This window comes from Streptomyces sp. Go-475 (assembly GCF_003330845.1).
GTDB lineage: Bacteria > Actinomycetota > Actinomycetes > Streptomycetales > Streptomycetaceae > Streptomyces.
On the sequence record NZ_CP026121.1, the window covers coordinates 5,567,789 to 5,584,720 of the forward strand.

Sequence of the window (16,932 nt, forward strand, 5' to 3'; positions counted from 1 at the left end):
CCATGCCGGACGAGACCGCGCACCACACCGTCCACGAGATCGACGTGCGAGCGCCCGCCGAGGCGGTGTTCGACCTCATCGCCGAGGCTTCCCGCTGGCCGGCGCACTTCCCGCCGAGCGTCCACGTCGAGCGTCTGGAGGGCGACGACCGCCAGGAGCGGCTGCGGATCTGGGCCACGGCCAACGGCGAGGTCAAGAGCTGGACCTCGCGCCGGGAACTGGACCGGGCCGGACTGCGCGTGGCGTTCCGCCAGGAGGAGTCCCGGGCACCCGTGCGGAGCATGAGCGGGGAGTGGCGGCTTCAGCCGCTCGGCCCGGAGCGGACCCGGGTGCGCTTCACCCACACCTTCACCGCCGTCGACGACGCCCCGGAACACGTCGAGTGGATCAACCGGGCCATCGACACCAACACCGCGTCGGAGCTGGAGGCGCTGCGCCGGGGCGCGGAGGAGGCGGACGCCGGCCTCACCTTCACCTTCGACGACAGCGTGCGCGTCGACGGATCGGCCAAGGAAGCCTACGAGTTCATCCGCGCCGCGGACCGCTGGACGGAGCGGCTGCCGCACGTCGCCCGGGTCGTCCTCACCGAGGACACCCCGAACGAGCAGATCCTGGAGATGGACACGCTCACCGCCGACGGCGAGACCCACACCACCCGTTCGGTGCGGGTCTGCTTCCCCGCCGAGCGGATCGTCTACAAGCAGATCCAAACCCCGGCGCTGATGGCCGCGCACACCGGTGAGTGGATCTTCGAGGAGGACGAGGAGGGCTGCACGGTCACCTCCCGGCACACCGTGCGGATCGAACCGGACGCCGTGACCACCGTCCTCGGCCCGCAGGCCGACGTGGCCGCCGCCCGCACCATGATCCGTGAGGCGCTCGGCCGCAACAGCCTGGCCACGCTGCGGCACGCCGCGGAGCACGCGAAGCGGTTGGCCGGCACCGAGCCGGTCTCCGCGCAGACGTACGTCGCCGTGCAGCAGTTCTACGCCCGGCAGATGCGGCTGCTGGACGAGCGGCGGGCCGAGGAGTGGGCCCGGACCTTCACCGAGGACGGCGTCTTCGCGCAGAACACCGCGCCCGAGCCCCTGCGCGGCCGGGAGGCCGTCGCCGCCGCCGTACGCCGGAACCTGGCGCGGACGGCGGACACGCCGGAGCAGCGACGCCATGTGTTCTCCATGCTCACCGTGGTGCCCGGGCCCGGCGGCTCCCTCCACACCCGCTGCTACGCGCAGGTCCTGGCGACCCCGCCCGGGGGGCAGAGCAGGCTGCACCTGAGCGCGGTGTGCGAGGACGAACTGGTGCCGGACGGCGACGGCTGGCTGGTCCGCCACCGCAGGGTCGAGCACGACGGCGTCTGAGCCGCGACCTCGACGGGCCCGCACGTCGGCGGGCCCGCACGTCGGCGGGCCGCACCGGTGGACGGTGCGGCCCGCAGGCGTGCGCGGCCGGGGCCGCCGGTGCGCTCAGGTGAGGGAGAGACCGCCGTCCACCGGGACGACCGCGCCCGTCATGTAGCGGCCCCCCGGATCGGCCAGGGTCGTGACCCACCAGGCCACGTCCTCGGGCGTGGCGACCCGCCCGAGCGGGATGCGCTCGGAGATCTGCCCGAGGAACCCCTGGTACTCCTCGGCGGACATGCCGACGCGCTCGCCGATGCCGGTGTCCGTCACGCCCGGGGCCACCGACACCACGCGGATGCCGCGCGGCGCGAGCTCCACGGCCCAGGTGCGGGTGAAGTGGTTCAGCGCCGCCTTCGTGGCCCAGTACACCGAGTTGTCGGGGAACCCCTGGATGCCCAGCGATCCGGCGGAGCTGACGTTGACGATGGTGCCGCCGGTCGCCTCCAGGGCGTCCAGGGCGGCCTGCGCCACGAAGGCCGGCGCCATCAGGTTGACCGCGAGCTGGTGCTCGGTGGCGGCCCGGTCGAGTTTGGCGAGCGGCGCGAACGTGCCGGTCCCGGCGTTGTTGACCAGCACGTCGACGCGTCCGAAGGCCCGCAGCGCGGCCTCCACCACCGTCTCGCCGGCCCCCGGCTCGGTGACGTCGGCCACCAGGGTGCGGATGCCGTCGTGGCCCTCGGCCGTCTCGTCGAGGGCGGCCGCCGTGCGCCCGACGACGAGCACCCGGTCCCCCTGCCCGGCGAAGCGGCGGGCCGTCGCACGGCCGATTCCGGTGCCGCCACCCGTGATGATCACAGTCCTAGGAGTCATGCCCGGACGCTACTGACGACCGCTCGAAGCGCGGTCGACCCCTCCGTCCGGCCGGTCGTCCCGGGTGATGTGCCGCTCCGCCACCAGCAGTTCGCCGCCCCGCCGGACCAGCCGGTCACGCATCACGCACGACAGGTGCACCCGCGGCGCGCCGCCCCGGGGGGTCGCCAGGATCTGCACGCAGGAGACGGTCTCGATCCCGTCGGCGGTGCTCCGGGCGGTCGTCATGGTCACCCAGTGGCGGTGCACCTCCCCGGCGGCCGCCCGCCCCTCGGCCGCCGCCCGCGCACCGGCGGCGATGCCCTCCCGGCCCCGGACCGGCTCCGTCATCGACGGCGACGCGAACGTGGCGTCGGGCGTGAACGTGGCAGCCCACGCCCCGGCCTCACCGCCGTCGAGCAACTGCATGTGGCGGGCGTAGAACTGCTGGATGTCCGTGCTGTCCATGAACGGCCTCCCCTACGACGGTCTGCACGCCCGACCCTGACGCACCCGCGTCGCATCCCGCTCGAGACGGCGGCCCGGTCGTCGAGCGGGATTCCAATGCCTTCCGAGCGGCTGCGGCCAGGCTGGCGTGGTCGTCCAGGAGGTGGCCGTGCGCATCATTGACCTGTCCTCGCCGGTGGACTCCGGCTCGTTCGAACCGGACCCGGTGGTCCACGAGGTGATGTCCCCGCGTGAGGGCGCGCTGCACATGCGCGACGAGATGCGGAAGCACTTCGGCATCGAGTTCGACCCCGACGACCTGCCCGACGGCGAGTTCCTCTCGCTGGACCGGCTGAGTCTGACCACGCACACCGGCACGCACGTCGACGCGCCCTCGCACTACGGCTCGAAGACGACGTACGGCACCGGCGTGCCCCGGCACATCGACGCGATGCCGCTGGAGTGGTTCCTCGCCCCCGGCGTGGTCCTGGACGTCCGGGGCCGCGAGGCGGGCACGGTCGACGCGGCCGACCTGCGCAAGGAGCTCGACCGGATCGGGTACGCGCTCGCCCCGTCCGACATCGTGATCCTGCACACCGGCGCCGCCGCGTGGTCGGGCACCAGCCGGTACTTCACCGACTTCGTCGGTCTCGACGCGAGCGCCATCGCCTTCCTGCTCGACGCGGGCATCCGGGTGGTCGGCACCGACGCGTTCAGCCTGGACGCGCCGTTCGGCACGATCATCGCCGAGTACCGGCGGACCGGGGACCCCGCCGTGCTCTGGCCGGCCCACGTCGCCGGACGCCACCGGGAGTACTGCCAGATCGAGCGGCTCTCGGGACTGGAGAACCTGCCCGCGCCGTACGGCTTCCAGGTGTCGTGCTTCCCGGTGAAGATCGCCGGCGCCGGGGCCGGCTGGGCGCGGGCGGTCGCCCTCGTCGACGACTAGGAGGGCCTCCCGGAGGAGGGCCCCGACCCACCGCCCACTGCCGCACAGGACAGCAGCCGACCCGAGGAGAAACCATGTACAGCACGGACCTCGCCGAGGTCTACGAGACGGTGTACCGCAGCCGGGGCAAGGACTGGGCGGCGGAGGCCGAGGACATCGCGGCCCTGGCCCGCCGTCACACCCCGGGCGCCGACACGCTGCTCGACGTGGCGTGCGGCACCGCCGCCCATCTCGGCCCCTTCAGCAAGCTCTTCGCCACGGCGGAGGGCCTGGAGATCGCGGCGCCGATGCGCGACCTGGCGCTCGAGCGGTGGCCCGGCCTGACCATCCACGAGGGCGACATGCGCGACTTCGACCTCGGCCGCCGGTACTCCGTCGTCACCTGCATGTTCTGCGCCATCGGCTATCTGGGCAGCGTCGAGGAGATGCGCTCCGCCGTGGCCTCGATGGCCCGTCACCTCGAACCGGGGGGCGCGCTGATCATCGAACCCTGGTGGTTCCCCGAGCAGTTCGAGGAGGGGTTCGTGGCCGGGGACCTGGCCCGCGAGGGCGACCGGACCGTGGCCCGGATCTCCCACTCCACCCTCCAGGGCCGCGCGACCCGGATGGAGGTCCGCTTCCTCGTCGGGGAGCCGTCGGGCATCCGGACCTTCACCGAGATCGACGTACTGACCCTCTTCACGCGTGACGAGTACGAGCAGGCGTTCCGGGACGCCGGCTGCTCCGTCACGTACCGGCCGGGCCCGCCGACGGGCCGCGGTCTCTTCGTCGGAGTCAAGGAGCGGGAGGTGTCCGGGCGATGACCACCTACGTCTGGGACTACTTGCGGGAGTACGCCGAGGAGCGCGAGGAACTCCTCGACGCCGTCGACACGGTGTTCCAGTCCGGTCAGCTCGTCCTCGGCGAGAGCGTCTCCCGCTTCGAGCAGGAGTTCGCCGCCTACCACGGGCAGCCGCACTGCGTGGGCGTGGACAACGGCACCAACGCGCTCGTCCTCGGCCTCCAGGCGCTCGGGGTGAAACCCGGCGACGAGGTGATCACGGTGTCCAACACGGCCGCCCCCACCGTGCTGGCCATCGACGCCGTCGGAGCCCGGCCGGTCTTCGTCGACGTGCGCGAGGAGGACTACCTCATGCGCACCGACCAGCTCGCCGACGCGCTCACCGAGCGCACCGCGGCCATCGTGCCGGTGCACCTGTACGGGCAGTGCGTCGACATGGCCGCCGTGACCGCCTTCGCCGAGCGCCACGGACTGAAGGTCCTGGAGGACTGCGCCCAGGCCCACGGCGCCCGGCACCACGGCCGGCTGGCCGGGACCATGGGCGACGCGGCGGCCTTCTCCTTCTACCCGACGAAGGTGCTCGGCGCGTACGGCGACGGCGGCGCCGTGGTCACCGGCGACGACGGCACGGACGCGAACCTGCGCCGGCTGCGCTACTACGGCATGGAGGACCGGTACTACGTTGTCCAGACCCCCGGGCACAACAGCCGCCTCGACGAGGTCCAGGCCGAGATCCTCCGCCGCAAGCTACGGCGCCTCGACGCCTACATCGAGGGACGGCGGCGCGTGGCGCGACGCTATGCGGAGGGGCTGGGGGACACCGGCCTCGTCCTTCCCTCGAACGCGGTGGGCAATGATCACGTCCACTACGTCCACGTGGTCCGCCACCCCGAGCGGGACCGCATCATCGAGCGGCTCAGGGCGTACGACATCGAGCTGAACATCAGCTACCCCTGGCCGGTGCACACGATGAGCGGCTTCGCCCACCTCGGCTACCGCGAGGGCGACCTGCCGGTGACCGAGCGGCTGGCGAAGGAGATCTTCTCCCTGCCGATGTACCCCTCGCTGCCGCAGCACGTCCAGGAGAAGGTGATCGAGGCGCTCCGCGAGGTGATCGCCGGGCTCTGACGCCCGCGCGGGTGCGCGAAACGCCGTGTCCCGGTGAGGCCGACCGCCTCACCGGGACACGGCGTTTCCCGCACCCTGCCGTCAGGCCCCGTGGAACAGGCTGTGCAGACAGGCGATCAGGCTGCGGGCCTGGACGTTGACGTAGTGGCTGTGCCGCAGCAGGTCCGACAGCTGGTGCAGTGTCATCCAGCGGTAGTCGGGATGGTCGCGGGGCACGTCCTGGTCGGTCTCCACGATCAGGTAGCGGTTGAGCGCGTGGAAGAAGCGGCCGCCCTCCTCGGAGAGCACCGTGTCGTACCGGACGCGCTCCGCGGGGGCCCGCAGCACCTCGTCGAGGAAGGGCGGCGCGGTCCCGCCGGGCAGCCGCGCATGGCTCTCCGCGACGCACTGCACGGTCGGGCCCAGCTCCACCACGTCCGCGAAACCCGGCTCCACGCGCGCGTGCACGAGGACGTGCAGCACCCCCTCGAACCGCCGGACGAGGAAGGCGATGACGCCCTGCCCCACCGGCTCGATCATCGGCTGGCTCCACCGGTGGACCTCACGGCCGCCGGCGTCCACCCGGACCCCGATGACGTCGAAGAAGGCGCCCGCGTCGTGCCGGATGCGGTCGTCGGTGCGGCTCCAGTCGCGCAGCTCGCCGAGCGCGACCCGGCGGACCGCGATGTCGCTGCTGGTGCGCCGGTCGGTGATCCAGCCGAGGATCTCCCGCGCACTGTGCACGCTGTGCGCCCCGGGATCGCCCGAGCGCAGCAGCGCCGACCGGAAGTCGTCGCCGTCCGGCCGGTCGACGCCCGCACCGGTGAACGGCAGGCACGACAGCACCGTCCGGGCGTCCATGTTGACGGTGTCCTTGCGCCCCAGCAGCTCGTGGATCTGGCCCAGCGTCATCCAGCGGTACCCGTCCAGGGCCTCCACCGGCTCGGGCAGCTCGACGACCACGTTGCGGTTGCGCTTGCGGTAGAACCACGACCCCTGCTCGGACTGCCGCACGTCGGCGAGGACGCCCGGGCGGCTGTGGATGTCCAGGAAGTGCTCCAGGTACGGCACCGGGCGCCCCTGGTGGACCCGCGTGTAGTTGCTGCGGGTCGCCTGGACGGTCGGGGAGAGCTGGAGCCCCTCGGCGTTGCCGGGCTCGACCTTCGCCTGCATCAGGCAGTGCAGCACCCCGTCGACGGGGGCGGTGAGGATGCCCAGGATGCCGATCTCCGGCTGGTTGATGATGGGCTGCGTCCACCGCGGCACCGGCGCGCCCGGGTGCTCGACCTCCAGGCCGTGCACGGTGAAGAACCGGCCCGTGTGGTGGCGCAGGTCGCCGGTGTCCGGGTCGGTCTCCCAGCCCTCCAGGGCCTGCAGGGGCACCCGGTCGACATGGGTGTAGGCCCGCCGGCCGTAGTCGGCGAACCAGTCCGTGAAGTCGGAGAGGTCGCCGAGGGGGCCGGTCCGCAGCCGCGCCGAGGCGTCGATCCGCCGCTCGACGGGGTCCCGGGTGGGTGAGTGGGTGGAGTCGGTGGCGAGAGCACGGGAGTTGCTCATGAGACCTCCAGGGAGGTGGTGTCGGCTGCCGCTTCCCACATGGCCCGGACGGAGGCGTCGAGCGGGATCGTGGGCCGCCAGCCGAGCACCTGGGCGGCGAACCGGATGTCCGCGCAGGTCCAGCCGCCGCCCTTGCTGGCGACCTCGGCGGAGTTGAGCCGCGCCGACGAGGCGTCCACGCCGGCCGCGTCGAACAGGGCCTGCACCAGGTCGCGCATCGGCACCGCCTCGCCGCGCCCGATGTTCACGACCAGGCCGGTGACCGGCGCGTGCACCGCGGCGACGGCCGCCCGGGCCAGGTCCCGCACGTCGACGAAGTCCCGCCGGGCGTCGGCGACGTCGAGGCTGAGCACGTCGCCGGGGCCGAGGGCGCGCAGCCGGGCCACGACGGCGCCGAGGAAGCTGGCCGTCGTGGTGTGCGGCCCGCACACGTTGACCGCGCGCAGCACGACCCCGTCCACCCGGCCCGCCCGGGTCTGGGCGAGCAGGTGCTCGGAACCGGTGCGCTTGGTCAGTCCGTAGGGGGTGAGCGGGCCGGGCTCGCGGTGTTCGTCGATGAGGACGCCGTCCGGCACCGGCCCGTACTCGTGGATCGACCCCAGCTGGACGACCCGCAGCCGCCGGGAGGTCGCGGCACAGCCGTCGACCAGGCGCTCCAGGAGGTCGATGTGCGCCCGGCGCATCTCCTCGACGGTGGTGCCCCAGCCGCCGGTGGCGTTGATCACCGCGGTGACGCCGTGCCGGTCGAGGAGCGCGGCGAGACGCTCCGGGGCGGTGCCGGCGACGTCGAGGGGGACGAAGGCGTGCGGGCGGGTGTGAGGCGCCGGGTGCCGGGCCACCGCGAGCACCCGGTGCCCGGTGCGCGACAGTTCGTCACAGACGCTGCGGCCGACGCACCCCGTGGCACCGAGCACGGCCACGGTGCCGGAGGCCGTCCCGCCCTGCGTGGTGGGGGACATCGCCGTGCTCAGTTCGGGGCGCCGATGCCGGAGGGCTGCCACAGGCGCTCCTCGACCGCGGCGGACTCGGCGTAGTCGGGCAGCAGTCCCTGGGCCCGGGCCGCGGCGAAGGACAGCGCCGCCCGGTCCCGGTCCGACTGCACCGCGTCCAGCCCGGCGGGCAGCCGCACGCCCAGCTCCCGGTCGAAGATGTCGACGGCCAGCTCGTTCTCGGCCACGTACGGCCCCGTGAGCAGGTAGGACATGACGGTGTCGTCCTCCAGCGCGACGAAGGCGTGGCCGACGCCGACCGGGAAGTACGAGGCGCGGAAGTGGACCTGGTCCATCTCGACCGCGTCCCACCGCATGAAGGTGGGCGAGCCGACCCGCAGGTCGACCACGATGTCGAGGGCCCGGCCGCGCGCGCAGTACACGTACTTGGCGGTACCGGGCGGGGTGACGGTGAAGTGGATGCCGCGGACCGTGCCGCGCCGGGAGATGCTGTGGTTGGTCTGCGCGACCGGGAAGTGCGGCCGGCCCAGCGCCTGCTGGAACGCCTCCAGCTGGAAGGGCGAGACGAACAGCCCGCGGTGGTCGCGGAACTGACGGGGGGTGAACTCGAAGGCACCCTCGACCTTGAGCTTACGGATCTGCATCGCTTGGTTCACCGTCCGGGAAGTAGGGGGTACGGCAGGGCCGGTGGCGGCCCGGGTGCGGGTCTCGCGCCGGTCACCGGCGGCGGTGCTCGGCGGCCAGGCGCTCCAGCGTGGGGACGACCTGCGCGGGGGCGGGAGCGGCGAGCGCCTCGCGCCGCAGGGCCTCGGCGTTGCGCTTGAAGACCGGTTCCTCGAGCAGGCGGACGAGCAGCTCGCGCAGTCCCTTCGCGCTGAGCTTGCCGGGCACGTAGAGCCCGGCCTGGCGCCGTTCCAGGTAGCGGGCCTTGTTGATGGTGTCCCAGACACCGTCGACGACGATGAGCTGGGGCACGGCGTGGATCATCGCCGTGCCGAAGCTGCCCGAGCCGCCGTGGTGGATCACCGCGTCGCAGGTGGGCAGCAGCGCGTCGAGGGGGACGAAGTCGACGGCCCGCACGTTGTCCGGCAGGGTGTCGAAGTCCTTGAGCTGGTTCTCGTTGAGCGTGGCGACGACCTCGACGTCGTCGAGCCCCGCGACGGCCTCCAGCAGGTCGCCGATGGACGCCCGGTCGGAGCCCAGCACCTCGCGGTGCGCCACGCCCAGGGTGATGCACACCCGGCGGCCCCGCTTCGGCGGCTCCTGGAGCCACTGCGGCACGGTGGACTGGCCGTTGTACGGGACGTACCGCATCGGCACGTAGTGCAGGTCCAGCGGGAACCGCATGGACGCCGGCAGCGGGCAGACGGTGAAGTCGCCCGTCACCGCCGCCTCCTCGAAGGAGGCGCCGTGCCGCTCCAGGCTCCAGGTGAGCCACTCGCGCAGCGGGTCGTCCCGCAGCTCCGGCGGGCGGGCGGCGAGCTGCTCCAGGAAGGTCGCGCGCATCTTGCCCGCCAGGTCCAGCCCGAAGAGCAGCCGGCCGTGCGCCGTCCCCGTGGCCATGGCGGCGATCGCGCCGGCGAAGGTCATGGTGTCCCACAGGACCAGGTCGGGCTTCCAGGAGCGGCAGTGCTCCACCAGCTCGTCGACCATCTGGTCGGAGCAGCAGTTCTGGAAGACGACCGAGGTCATGGCCGTGAACACACCGAGTGTGTAGTCCCAGGTCAGCCGCTCCGGGCGGGTCTCGCTCATGTCGAGACCGACCTGTGCCTGGCTCTCCAGCTGGTCGACGTCCTGGCCGATGTTCTCCTGGGTCTCCTGCATCTGCTCGTCGAGATGCAGCTCCTCCCCGACCCCGACGGCGGTCAGCCCGGTACGGGTGATCTCGTCGGCGAGATCGGGGTGACTGGCGATCCTGACGTCGTGCCCCGCCGCCTTCAGGGCCCAGGCGAGTGTCACCTGGGCGTGCATGTGCGACTTGGCGGCGAAGGTGGTGAAGAGTACCCGCATCCCAACCCCTGTTCCGGCGAACGACCCGTATGCGATGGGCCTCCACCCTCGGGCCGTGACCTCGTGCGGGAGTCGAGAGTCGTTGCAGCGGCGCTCGACGCGGGGCGCTCGAACGCGGTCGGTGCCTCCCGCCCTCGCGGAGAACAGCAGGTCGTGTACTACCGTGGGATCAGCCGGCGGGGTCCGGCCGATGCGCGGAGCACCGGGTACCGGTCCGTGCCGTGAGGGAGATTCAGCAGGGAGACGATGTCCGCCACGCGATTGCTCGTCCTGGGGGTCGTGCGGATGCACGGCCGGGCGCACGGCTATCTGGTCCGCTCCGAGCTGTTGTCCTGGGGTGCCGACGAATGGGCGCACATCAAGTTCGGCTCGATCTACCACGCGCTCCGGCAGCTGGCCAAGGACGGCCTGCTGAAGTCGACCGACATCCCCGACTGGCCCGGCCGCGTCGACTACGAGATCGCGCCCCCGGGCGAGGAGGAGTTCTTCCGGCTGCTGCGTGACGCGCTGCGCCAGGGGAACAACCGGCCGGACATGCTGGGGGCGGCGCTCGTGCTGCTGCCGGCGCTCAGCCGCGAGGAGGCGATCGCCCTGTTGCGGGAGCGCATCGCGTCGCTCTCGGCGGAGCAGAGCGAGCTGATCGCCAAGGTCGACGAGACGGCGGGGGAGCGGCCGCAGCGGGCCCACATCCGCGAACTCCTCGGCCTCTGGGAGCACAGCGCCGCGAGCCAGGCCGCCTGGACCGAGGCACTGATCGAGCGCCTGGAGGCGGGCGCCTACGTCATGGCGGGGGAGGAGAAGGGCGCCTGACGGGGAGCCCTTCCGGCCGTTGACACGGGTTCGGTGGATGACCGGGCGCGTCCCGTGATACTCAAGTTTGTATACCCATCGTGCCCGTCCCGAGAGGACGACCGCTGTGCCGATCATGCTGTCCTCGGAAGACGTGGACGACGCCTTCGACGACGAGGCCTTCATGGAGGAGCGGTTCTCCGACGTCCAGCGACTGCTCCTGGGCCGCGGGCCGGCGCTCGGCCCCGTGACCCCGGTCCTGCTCCCCGCGACCCACTGCCGGCTGACCGTGGGACCCCACGCCTCCGGCCCCTTCGGCCGCTGCTTCGCCGTCCGCCTCGACCCCGGCACCGACCAGTCCGCCCCCCGCGTGGAACTGCTGCTCGCCGACGACGGATCACTCCTCGGCCTGGTCGACGCCGGCGCCCTGGACGGCTGGCGCAGCGCCATCCCCTCCGGGCTGGCCGCGCGCTACCTCGCCCCGCCGGCCCCCTCCCTGCTCGGCCTCTTCGGCTCGGGCGAACCCGCCTGGTCCTGCCTGCTCGTGCTGCACCACGCGCTGCCCTCGCTCTCCGAGGTGCACGTCGTCGGCCGGGACCCCGCCCAGGCCCGGGAGCTCGCCTCCGCCGCCGCCCTGCGCACCGGCCTGAGGGTGCGCATGTCCGAGGACGCCCGCGCCACCGCCGCGGGCGCCGACGTCGTCGCCACCACCGGCGGCCACCCGCGCGTCCGCGCCGAATGGCTCGCGGCCGGGGCGCTCCTCATCGACCAGACCGCCACGGCCGTGCCGGCCGCCGCCGGCCCCGCCGTCCGGCACGTCAGCCTCGTCCCCCCGCCCGGCACCGCCCCCGGCACCCGGCACGAACCCCTGCCGCTCGCCGAGATCGTCGCGGGCCGGGCCCTGCCCCGGGGCAGCGGCTCCGACATCGTCCACTACCAGGGCGGCGAGCTGGCCGGCTGGAGCACCATCGCCGCCGCCGCCGGACTCGGCCACGCCTGGCAGCGGGACGTCGGCACCCCCGTGCGGCTGGGGCGCGGCAGCCCCTGACCCGGGGCGCGGGATCCAGCCGTCTTCTAGGGCGCCGCGAGGCACGCCACCGAGGGTTTCAGTCTGACCTCGGCGACGCGTCGCCGGACGCCCGGACGATGAGGAGCACCGATCCCATGTCAGCCGATCAGCCCGGCCCCGCCCCCGGCGGCCCGGCCACCTTCGTCAACAGCTTCACCCTCCGCACCACCCCGGAGGAGTTCGAGGACGTCTTCGCCCGCACGGCACACTTCATGGAGCGCCAGCCCGGCTTCCTCGGCTACACCCTCGTACGCCACCTGGAACAGCCGCACAGCTACGTCAACATCGCCCGCTGGGCCGACGTCGCCTCCTTCCGCGCCGCCGTCGGCCAGAGCGACTTCCGGCCGCACGCCGAGGCGCTGCGGGCGATCAGCACCAGCAGCTCCAACCTCTACCTGGAGCGGCGCAGCGCCACCGGGGAGGCGCGATGACCCGGCGGGTCGCGATCACCGGCATCGGGGTGGTGGCCCCCGGCGGCATCGGCACCAAGCAGTTCTGGCAGACCGTCACCGGCGGCCGCACCGCCACCCGGACCATCAGCCTCTTCGACCCCGCTCCCTTCCGCTCCCGGATCGCGGCCGAGTGCGACTTCGACGCCGCGGAGCAGGGCCTGACCCCCGAGGACGCCGAACGGCTCGACCGGGCGGCGCAATTCGCCCTGGTCGCGCTGCGCGAGGCCATGACCGACAGCGGCCTGGAACCCGACCCCGACACCGCCCACCGCACCGGCGTCAGCCTCGGCAGCGCCGTCGGCTGCACGCAGAAACTCGAAGAGGAGTACGTGGCCCTGAGCGGCGGCGGACAGGAGTGGCTCGTCGACCACACCGCCGCCAGCGCCCACCTGTACGACCACTTCGTGCCCAGCTCCATGGCCGCGGAACTGGCCTGGGAGGCCGGCGCCGAAGGCCCCTGCACCGTCGTCTCGGCCGGCTGCACCTCCGGCCTCGACTCGGTCGGGCACGCGGCGGCCCTCATCCGCGAGGGCACCGCCGACGTGATGATCGCCGGGGCCACCGACGCCCCCATCTCCCCGATCACCGTGGCCTGCTTCGACGCCATCCGGGCCACCTCGCCCCGCAACGACGACCCGGCGACCGCGCTGCGCCCCTTCGACCGCACCCGCAACGGCTTCGTCCTCGGCGAGGGCGCCGCCGTCCTGGTCCTCGAGGAACTCACGGCGGCCCGGCGCCGCGGCGCCCACGTGTACGCCGAGATCGCCGGCTACGCCTCCCGGGGCAACGCGTACCACATGACCGGACTGCGCACCGACGGACGCGAGCTCGCCGCCGCCGTCGACGCCGCCCTCGACGAGGCCCGGCTCGGCCCCGAGGCGCTCGGCTACGTCAACGCCCACGGCACCGCCACCAAGCAGAACGACGTGCACGAGACGGCGGCCCTCAAGCGCAGCCTCGGCTCCCACGCCCACCGGGTCCCGGTCAGCTCCATCAAGTCGATGATCGGGCACTCGCTCGGCGCCATCGGCTCCATCGAGGTCGCCGCCACCGCCCTCGCCCTGGAACACGGCGTCATCCCGCCCACCGCCAACCTGACCGACCCCGATCCCGACCTCGACCTGGACTACGTCCCCCTGCACGCCAGGGAGCGGACCATGTCGGCCGCGCTCACCGTGGGCAGCGGCTTCGGCGGCTTCCAGAGCGCCATGGTGCTGCGCCGGCCCGAGGGGCGGGCCGCATGACCCCCGTCGTGGTCACGGGCATCGGCGTCGTCGCCCCCACCGGCATCGGGCTCGACGCCTACTGGGCGGCGACCCTGCGCGGCGACGACGGCATCCGGCGCGTCCAGGCGTTCGACCCCAGCCGCTATCCGACCCGCCGGGCCGGCGAGGTGACCGGGTTCGAGGCGGGCGACCACCTGCCGAGCCGGCTGATCCCGCAGACCGACCGCATGACCCAGTTCGCCCTGGCCGCCGCCGACTGGGCCGTCGCCGACGCCGGCCTCGACCTCGACGCGGTGCCGTCGCTGGAACGCGGCGTCGTCACCGCCGGCGCCTCCGGCGGCTTCGGCTTCGGCCAGCGCGAACTGCAGCACCTGTGGGGCGAGTCCCCCAAGAAGGTCAGCGCCTACATGTCCTTCGCCTGGTTCTACGCCGTCAACACCGGCCAGATCTCCATCCGGCACGGCATGAACGGGCCGACCGGCGTCTTCGTCGGCGAGCAGGCCGGCGGCCTGGACGCCCTCGCCCACGCCCGGCGCCAGATCCGCGCGGGCACCCGGCTGATGATCTCCGGCGGCATGGACTGCTCCCTGTGCCCGTACGGCATGGCCGCCCAACTGGCCGGCGGACGGCTCACCGCCGACGCCTACCTGCCCTTCGACGACCGGGCCTGCGGCCATCTGCCCGGCGAGGGCGGCGCGCTGCTCACGCTGGAGAGCGGCGAAGGGGCCCGGGCGCGCGGGCGCGGTCACTACGGCGAGATCGCCGGGTTCGGCGCCACCTTCGACCCGCGCCCCGGGTCCGGGCGTCCCCCGGCCCTGCGCCGGGCCGTCGAGCAGGCGCTCGCCGACGCCGGGGCCGCGCCGGAGGACATCGCCGTCGTCTTCGCCGACGGGGCCGGCGTGCCCGAACTCGACGCGGCCGAGGCCGCGGCGCTGACCGAGGTCTTCGGCCCGGGAGGAGTCCCGGTCACCGTGCCCAAGACGGCCACCGGCCGGCTCTACTCCGGCGCCGGACCGCTCGACGTGGTCACCGCCCTGCTGACCCTGCGCGACCGGCTCGCCCCGCCCACGGTCAACGTCTCGCGGGTCCCCGACAGCTACGGCCTCGACCTCGTCCTCGGGCGGCCCCGGCCAATCTCCGGCACGGCGGCCCTGGTCCTGGCCCGCGGCCACCAGGGCTTCAACAGCGCCATGGTCGTACGGGCCCCCGCGCCCGCCGACGCGGTCGCACGGCGCTCCGAGGGGAGGGCCGCGGCATGAACGGCGGCGCGTTGTACATCCGGGCCACCGGGACCTGGCTGCCCCCCGTCGAACGGGTCGCGGACGCGGTCGCGGACGGCCGCTGCGACGCCGCCGTCGCCCGCTCCACCCGGATGGAGTCGGTGACGGTCTCCGCGGGCGACCCCGCCCCCGAGATGGCGGCCCGGGCCGCCCGGACCGCACTGGAGCGGGCCGCCGCCGAGCCCGGCGACATCGACCTGGTGCTGCACGCCAGCTTCTACTACCAGGGCTTCGACCTGTGGGCCCCCGCCTCGTACGTGCAGCGGGCCGCCGTCGGCAACCAGTGCCCCGCGATGGAGATCCGGCAGGTCTCCAACGGCGGCATGGCGGCACTCGACCTGGCCTGGGCCTACCTGGCCGCCGACCCGGCCCGGGTGGCGGCCCTGGTGACCACCGGCGACCGGTTCTGCCCGCCGGGGTTCGACCGGTGGCGCAGCGACCCGGGCACCGTCTACGGCGACGGCGGCACCGCCCTCGTGGTCTCGCGGCACTCCGGCTTCGCCCGGGTCCGCAGCATCGCGACCGTCTCCGCACCCGACCTGGAGGGCATGCACCGCGGCGACGACCCGTTCGGGCCCGCCCCCTTCAGCCACCGCGAGGTCGTCGATCTCGACGCGCACAAGCGGGACTTCCTGGCCCGCCACGGCGTGGCCCCGACCGTCGCCCGGGTCGCCTCCGCGCAGGAGGCCGTCGTCAAACAGGCGCTCGCCGACGCCGGGCTGGGCCTCGCGGACATCGACCGGTTCGTGCTGCCGCACCTCGGTCACCGCCGCCTGCACGTCGCCTACTTCGCGAAGTTCGGCATCGACCCCGCGCGCAGCACCTGGTCCTGGAGCCGGACCATCGGGCACCTGGGCGCCGGAGACCCCTTCGCCGGGCTCGACCACCTGGTCACCGGCGGGGCGCTCGGCCCCGGTGACACGTGCCTGCTCTTCGGCGTCGGCGCCGGCTTCAGCTGGTCCTGCGCCGTGGTCGAGATCCTCGACGCACCCCCCTGGAGGGACCGATGAACGACGTGCGACCGGCAGCGGACGGGCGGGACGGTGGCACCCCCCGCCCGGTCGCCCTGCTGCTGCCCGGCCAGGGAGCGCAGCACCCGCGCATGGCCGCGGGCCTGATGGCCGCCGAGCCCGTCTTCGCCGAGGCGATGGAGGAGGCCCTGACCGCGCTGGCGGACGCCGGCGGGCCGGGCGGCCACGGCACCGGCCTGCGCGCGGACTGGCTCGGATCCCTCGACACCGCGCTGACGGACCACGTCACGCGCTCCCAGCCCCTGCTGTTCGCGGTGGACTACGCCCTCGGACGGCTCGTGCTCGGCTGGGGCGTGCGGCCCGTCGCCCTGCTCGGCCACAGCATCGGCGAGGTGGCCGCCGCGGTCCTCTCCGGCGTCTTCACGCTGCCGGACGCCGCCGCCATGGTGCACGACCGCGTCGCCCGGCTGGCGGACGCGCCGCCCGGCGGGATGGTCGCCGTCGCCGCCACCCGGGAGGAGGTGGCGCCCTTCCTCACCGACGGTGTGGTCGTCGGCGCCGTCAACGCCCTGCGGCAGACGGTCCTGGCCGGACCCGACGACCCGCTGCGCACCGTCACGGCGGCCCTGGCCGACGCCGGTTTCGTGCTCCAGCGCGTACCGGCCTCGACGGCGTTCCACAGCCCCGCCCTCGCCCCGGCCATGAGCGGTGCCGACGAGCGGATCGCCGCGCTGCCCGTCGGCGAGCCCCGGATCCCGGTCATGTCCGGGTACACGGCCCGGTTCCTGACGCCCGCGGAGGCGAAGGACCCGGCGTTCTGGACGCGGCAGCCGGTGGCGCCGGTGCTGTTCTGGCCCGCCCTCGACGCCCTCCTCGCCCAGGGCGGCGACCTGGTGCTGGTCGAGACCGGGCCCGGGCAGGGGCTGTCGCAACTGGCCCGCCGCCACCCGGCGGTGCGCTCCGGCCGCTGTGCCGTCGTCCCGCTGCTGCCGGCCCGGCCGGGAACCGCCGAGGACGACGTGACCGCCGTACGCGCCGCCGCCGCGGCGCTGCGGGACCTCGCCGGCGCACCGGAGGCGCGGCCCGTGTAGCGCGTGTCGAGTGCCTTTGTAGGCACGCGGCCTAGCGTCGCCCGTGGCGCTCCGCCCCTCT

General features: G+C 73.8%; 17 protein-coding genes. 11 read left to right on the plus strand and 6 right to left on the minus strand.

All coding sequences use genetic code 11. The features are described 5' to 3' along the window. The first annotated feature begins 2 nt into the window (after positions 1-2). On the plus strand, positions 3-1,361 hold the full coding sequence (locus C1703_RS25780) for a nuclear transport factor 2 family protein (protein WP_114255084.1): 1,359 nt from the start codon (positions 3-5) through the stop codon (positions 1,359-1,361). A 105-nt stretch (positions 1,362-1,466) separates the two neighbouring features. On the opposite strand, the gene C1703_RS25785 is transcribed toward C1703_RS25780, so the two are convergent. Next, positions 1,467-2,198 (minus strand): SDR family oxidoreductase, encoded by a 732-nt coding sequence (locus C1703_RS25785; protein WP_114255085.1) that lies wholly within the window; start codon positions 2,196-2,198, stop codon positions 1,467-1,469. Positions 2,199-2,222: 24 nt separating this feature from the next. Further along, positions 2,223-2,660: a nuclear transport factor 2 family protein gene (locus tag C1703_RS25790; protein WP_114255086.1), complete on the minus strand. Its 438-nt coding sequence runs from the start codon at positions 2,658-2,660 to the stop codon at positions 2,223-2,225. A gap of 148 nt (positions 2,661-2,808) precedes the next feature. Between C1703_RS25790 and C1703_RS25795 the strand changes: the two genes are divergently transcribed. The 3 genes from C1703_RS25795 to C1703_RS25805 all read left to right on the plus strand — a co-directional run bounded on the left by C1703_RS25795 (position 2,809) and on the right by C1703_RS25805 (position 5,497). After that, positions 2,809-3,588 (plus strand): cyclase family protein, encoded by a 780-nt coding sequence (locus C1703_RS25795; protein ID WP_114255087.1) that lies wholly within the window; start codon positions 2,809-2,811, stop codon positions 3,586-3,588. A gap of 74 nt (positions 3,589-3,662) precedes the next feature. Beyond that, positions 3,663-4,391 carry a class I SAM-dependent methyltransferase gene (locus tag C1703_RS25800; RefSeq protein WP_114255088.1) on the plus strand — a complete coding sequence of 243 codons (729 nt, stop codon included), beginning with the start codon at positions 3,663-3,665 and terminating at the stop codon, positions 4,389-4,391. Continuing rightward, positions 4,388-5,497, plus strand: a complete 1,110-nt coding sequence (locus tag C1703_RS25805; protein ID WP_114255089.1) for a DegT/DnrJ/EryC1/StrS family aminotransferase — start codon at positions 4,388-4,390, stop codon at positions 5,495-5,497. The genes C1703_RS25800 and C1703_RS25805 overlap by 4 nt, the downstream gene beginning before the upstream one ends. Positions 5,498-5,578: 81 nt before the next feature. Here C1703_RS25805 and C1703_RS25810 read toward each other — a convergent pair whose 3' ends face one another. The 4 genes from C1703_RS25810 to C1703_RS25825 all read right to left on the minus strand — a co-directional run bounded on the left by C1703_RS25810 (position 5,579) and on the right by C1703_RS25825 (position 9,993). Continuing rightward, a complete protein-coding gene (locus tag C1703_RS25810; protein WP_114255090.1) occupies positions 5,579-7,033 on the minus strand; it encodes an NDP-hexose 2,3-dehydratase family protein in 1,455 nt (484 codons plus the stop codon). After that, positions 7,030-8,034, minus strand: coding sequence for an NAD(P)-dependent oxidoreductase (locus C1703_RS25815; RefSeq protein ID WP_114255091.1), 1,005 nt, complete (start codon positions 8,032-8,034; stop codon positions 7,030-7,032). Before C1703_RS25815 ends, C1703_RS25810 begins: the two co-directional genes overlap by 4 nt. Continuing rightward, complete coding sequence (locus C1703_RS25820) at positions 8,001-8,627, minus strand: dTDP-4-dehydrorhamnose 3,5-epimerase family protein (protein ID WP_114255092.1); 627 nt, start codon at positions 8,625-8,627, stop codon at positions 8,001-8,003. Before C1703_RS25820 ends, C1703_RS25815 begins: the two co-directional genes overlap by 34 nt. Before the next feature lie 73 nt (positions 8,628-8,700). Further along, positions 8,701-9,993: an activator-dependent family glycosyltransferase gene (locus C1703_RS25825; protein ID WP_114255093.1), complete on the minus strand. Its 1,293-nt coding sequence runs from the start codon at positions 9,991-9,993 to the stop codon at positions 8,701-8,703. A 246-nt stretch (positions 9,994-10,239) separates the two neighbouring features. Here C1703_RS25825 and C1703_RS25830 point away from each other — a divergent pair, with 246 nt between their 5' ends. The 7 genes from C1703_RS25830 (at position 10,240) to C1703_RS25860 (ending at position 16,871) form a co-directional block, all read left to right on the plus strand. Next, on the plus strand, positions 10,240-10,803 hold the full coding sequence (locus C1703_RS25830; protein ID WP_114255094.1) for a helix-turn-helix transcriptional regulator: 564 nt from the start codon (positions 10,240-10,242) through the stop codon (positions 10,801-10,803). A 115-nt stretch (positions 10,804-10,918) separates the two neighbouring features. Further along, on the plus strand, positions 10,919-11,830 hold the full coding sequence (locus C1703_RS25835) for a hypothetical protein (protein ID WP_232840787.1): 912 nt from the start codon (positions 10,919-10,921) through the stop codon (positions 11,828-11,830). Positions 11,831-11,946: 116 nt separating this feature from the next. Further along, the gene (locus C1703_RS25840; protein WP_114255096.1) at positions 11,947-12,282 is read left to right on the plus strand and encodes an antibiotic biosynthesis monooxygenase family protein; all 336 of its coding nucleotides are present in this window, start codon (positions 11,947-11,949) and stop codon (positions 12,280-12,282) included. Beyond that, positions 12,279-13,547 (plus strand): beta-ketoacyl-[acyl-carrier-protein] synthase family protein, encoded by a 1,269-nt coding sequence (locus C1703_RS25845; RefSeq protein ID WP_114255097.1) that lies wholly within the window; start codon positions 12,279-12,281, stop codon positions 13,545-13,547. Before C1703_RS25840 ends, C1703_RS25845 begins: the two co-directional genes overlap by 4 nt. Next, on the plus strand, positions 13,544-14,788 hold the full coding sequence (locus C1703_RS25850) for a ketosynthase chain-length factor (RefSeq protein ID WP_114255098.1): 1,245 nt from the start codon (positions 13,544-13,546) through the stop codon (positions 14,786-14,788). Before C1703_RS25845 ends, C1703_RS25850 begins: the two co-directional genes overlap by 4 nt. Next, on the plus strand, positions 14,785-15,819 hold the full coding sequence (locus tag C1703_RS25855; protein WP_114255099.1) for a ketoacyl-ACP synthase III family protein: 1,035 nt from the start codon (positions 14,785-14,787) through the stop codon (positions 15,817-15,819). The genes C1703_RS25850 and C1703_RS25855 overlap by 4 nt, the downstream gene beginning before the upstream one ends. After that, positions 15,816-16,871 carry an acyltransferase domain-containing protein gene (locus C1703_RS25860; RefSeq protein ID WP_114255100.1) on the plus strand — a complete coding sequence of 352 codons (1,056 nt, stop codon included), beginning with the start codon at positions 15,816-15,818 and terminating at the stop codon, positions 16,869-16,871. The genes C1703_RS25855 and C1703_RS25860 overlap by 4 nt, the downstream gene beginning before the upstream one ends. Positions 16,872-16,932 lie beyond the last annotated feature (61 nt).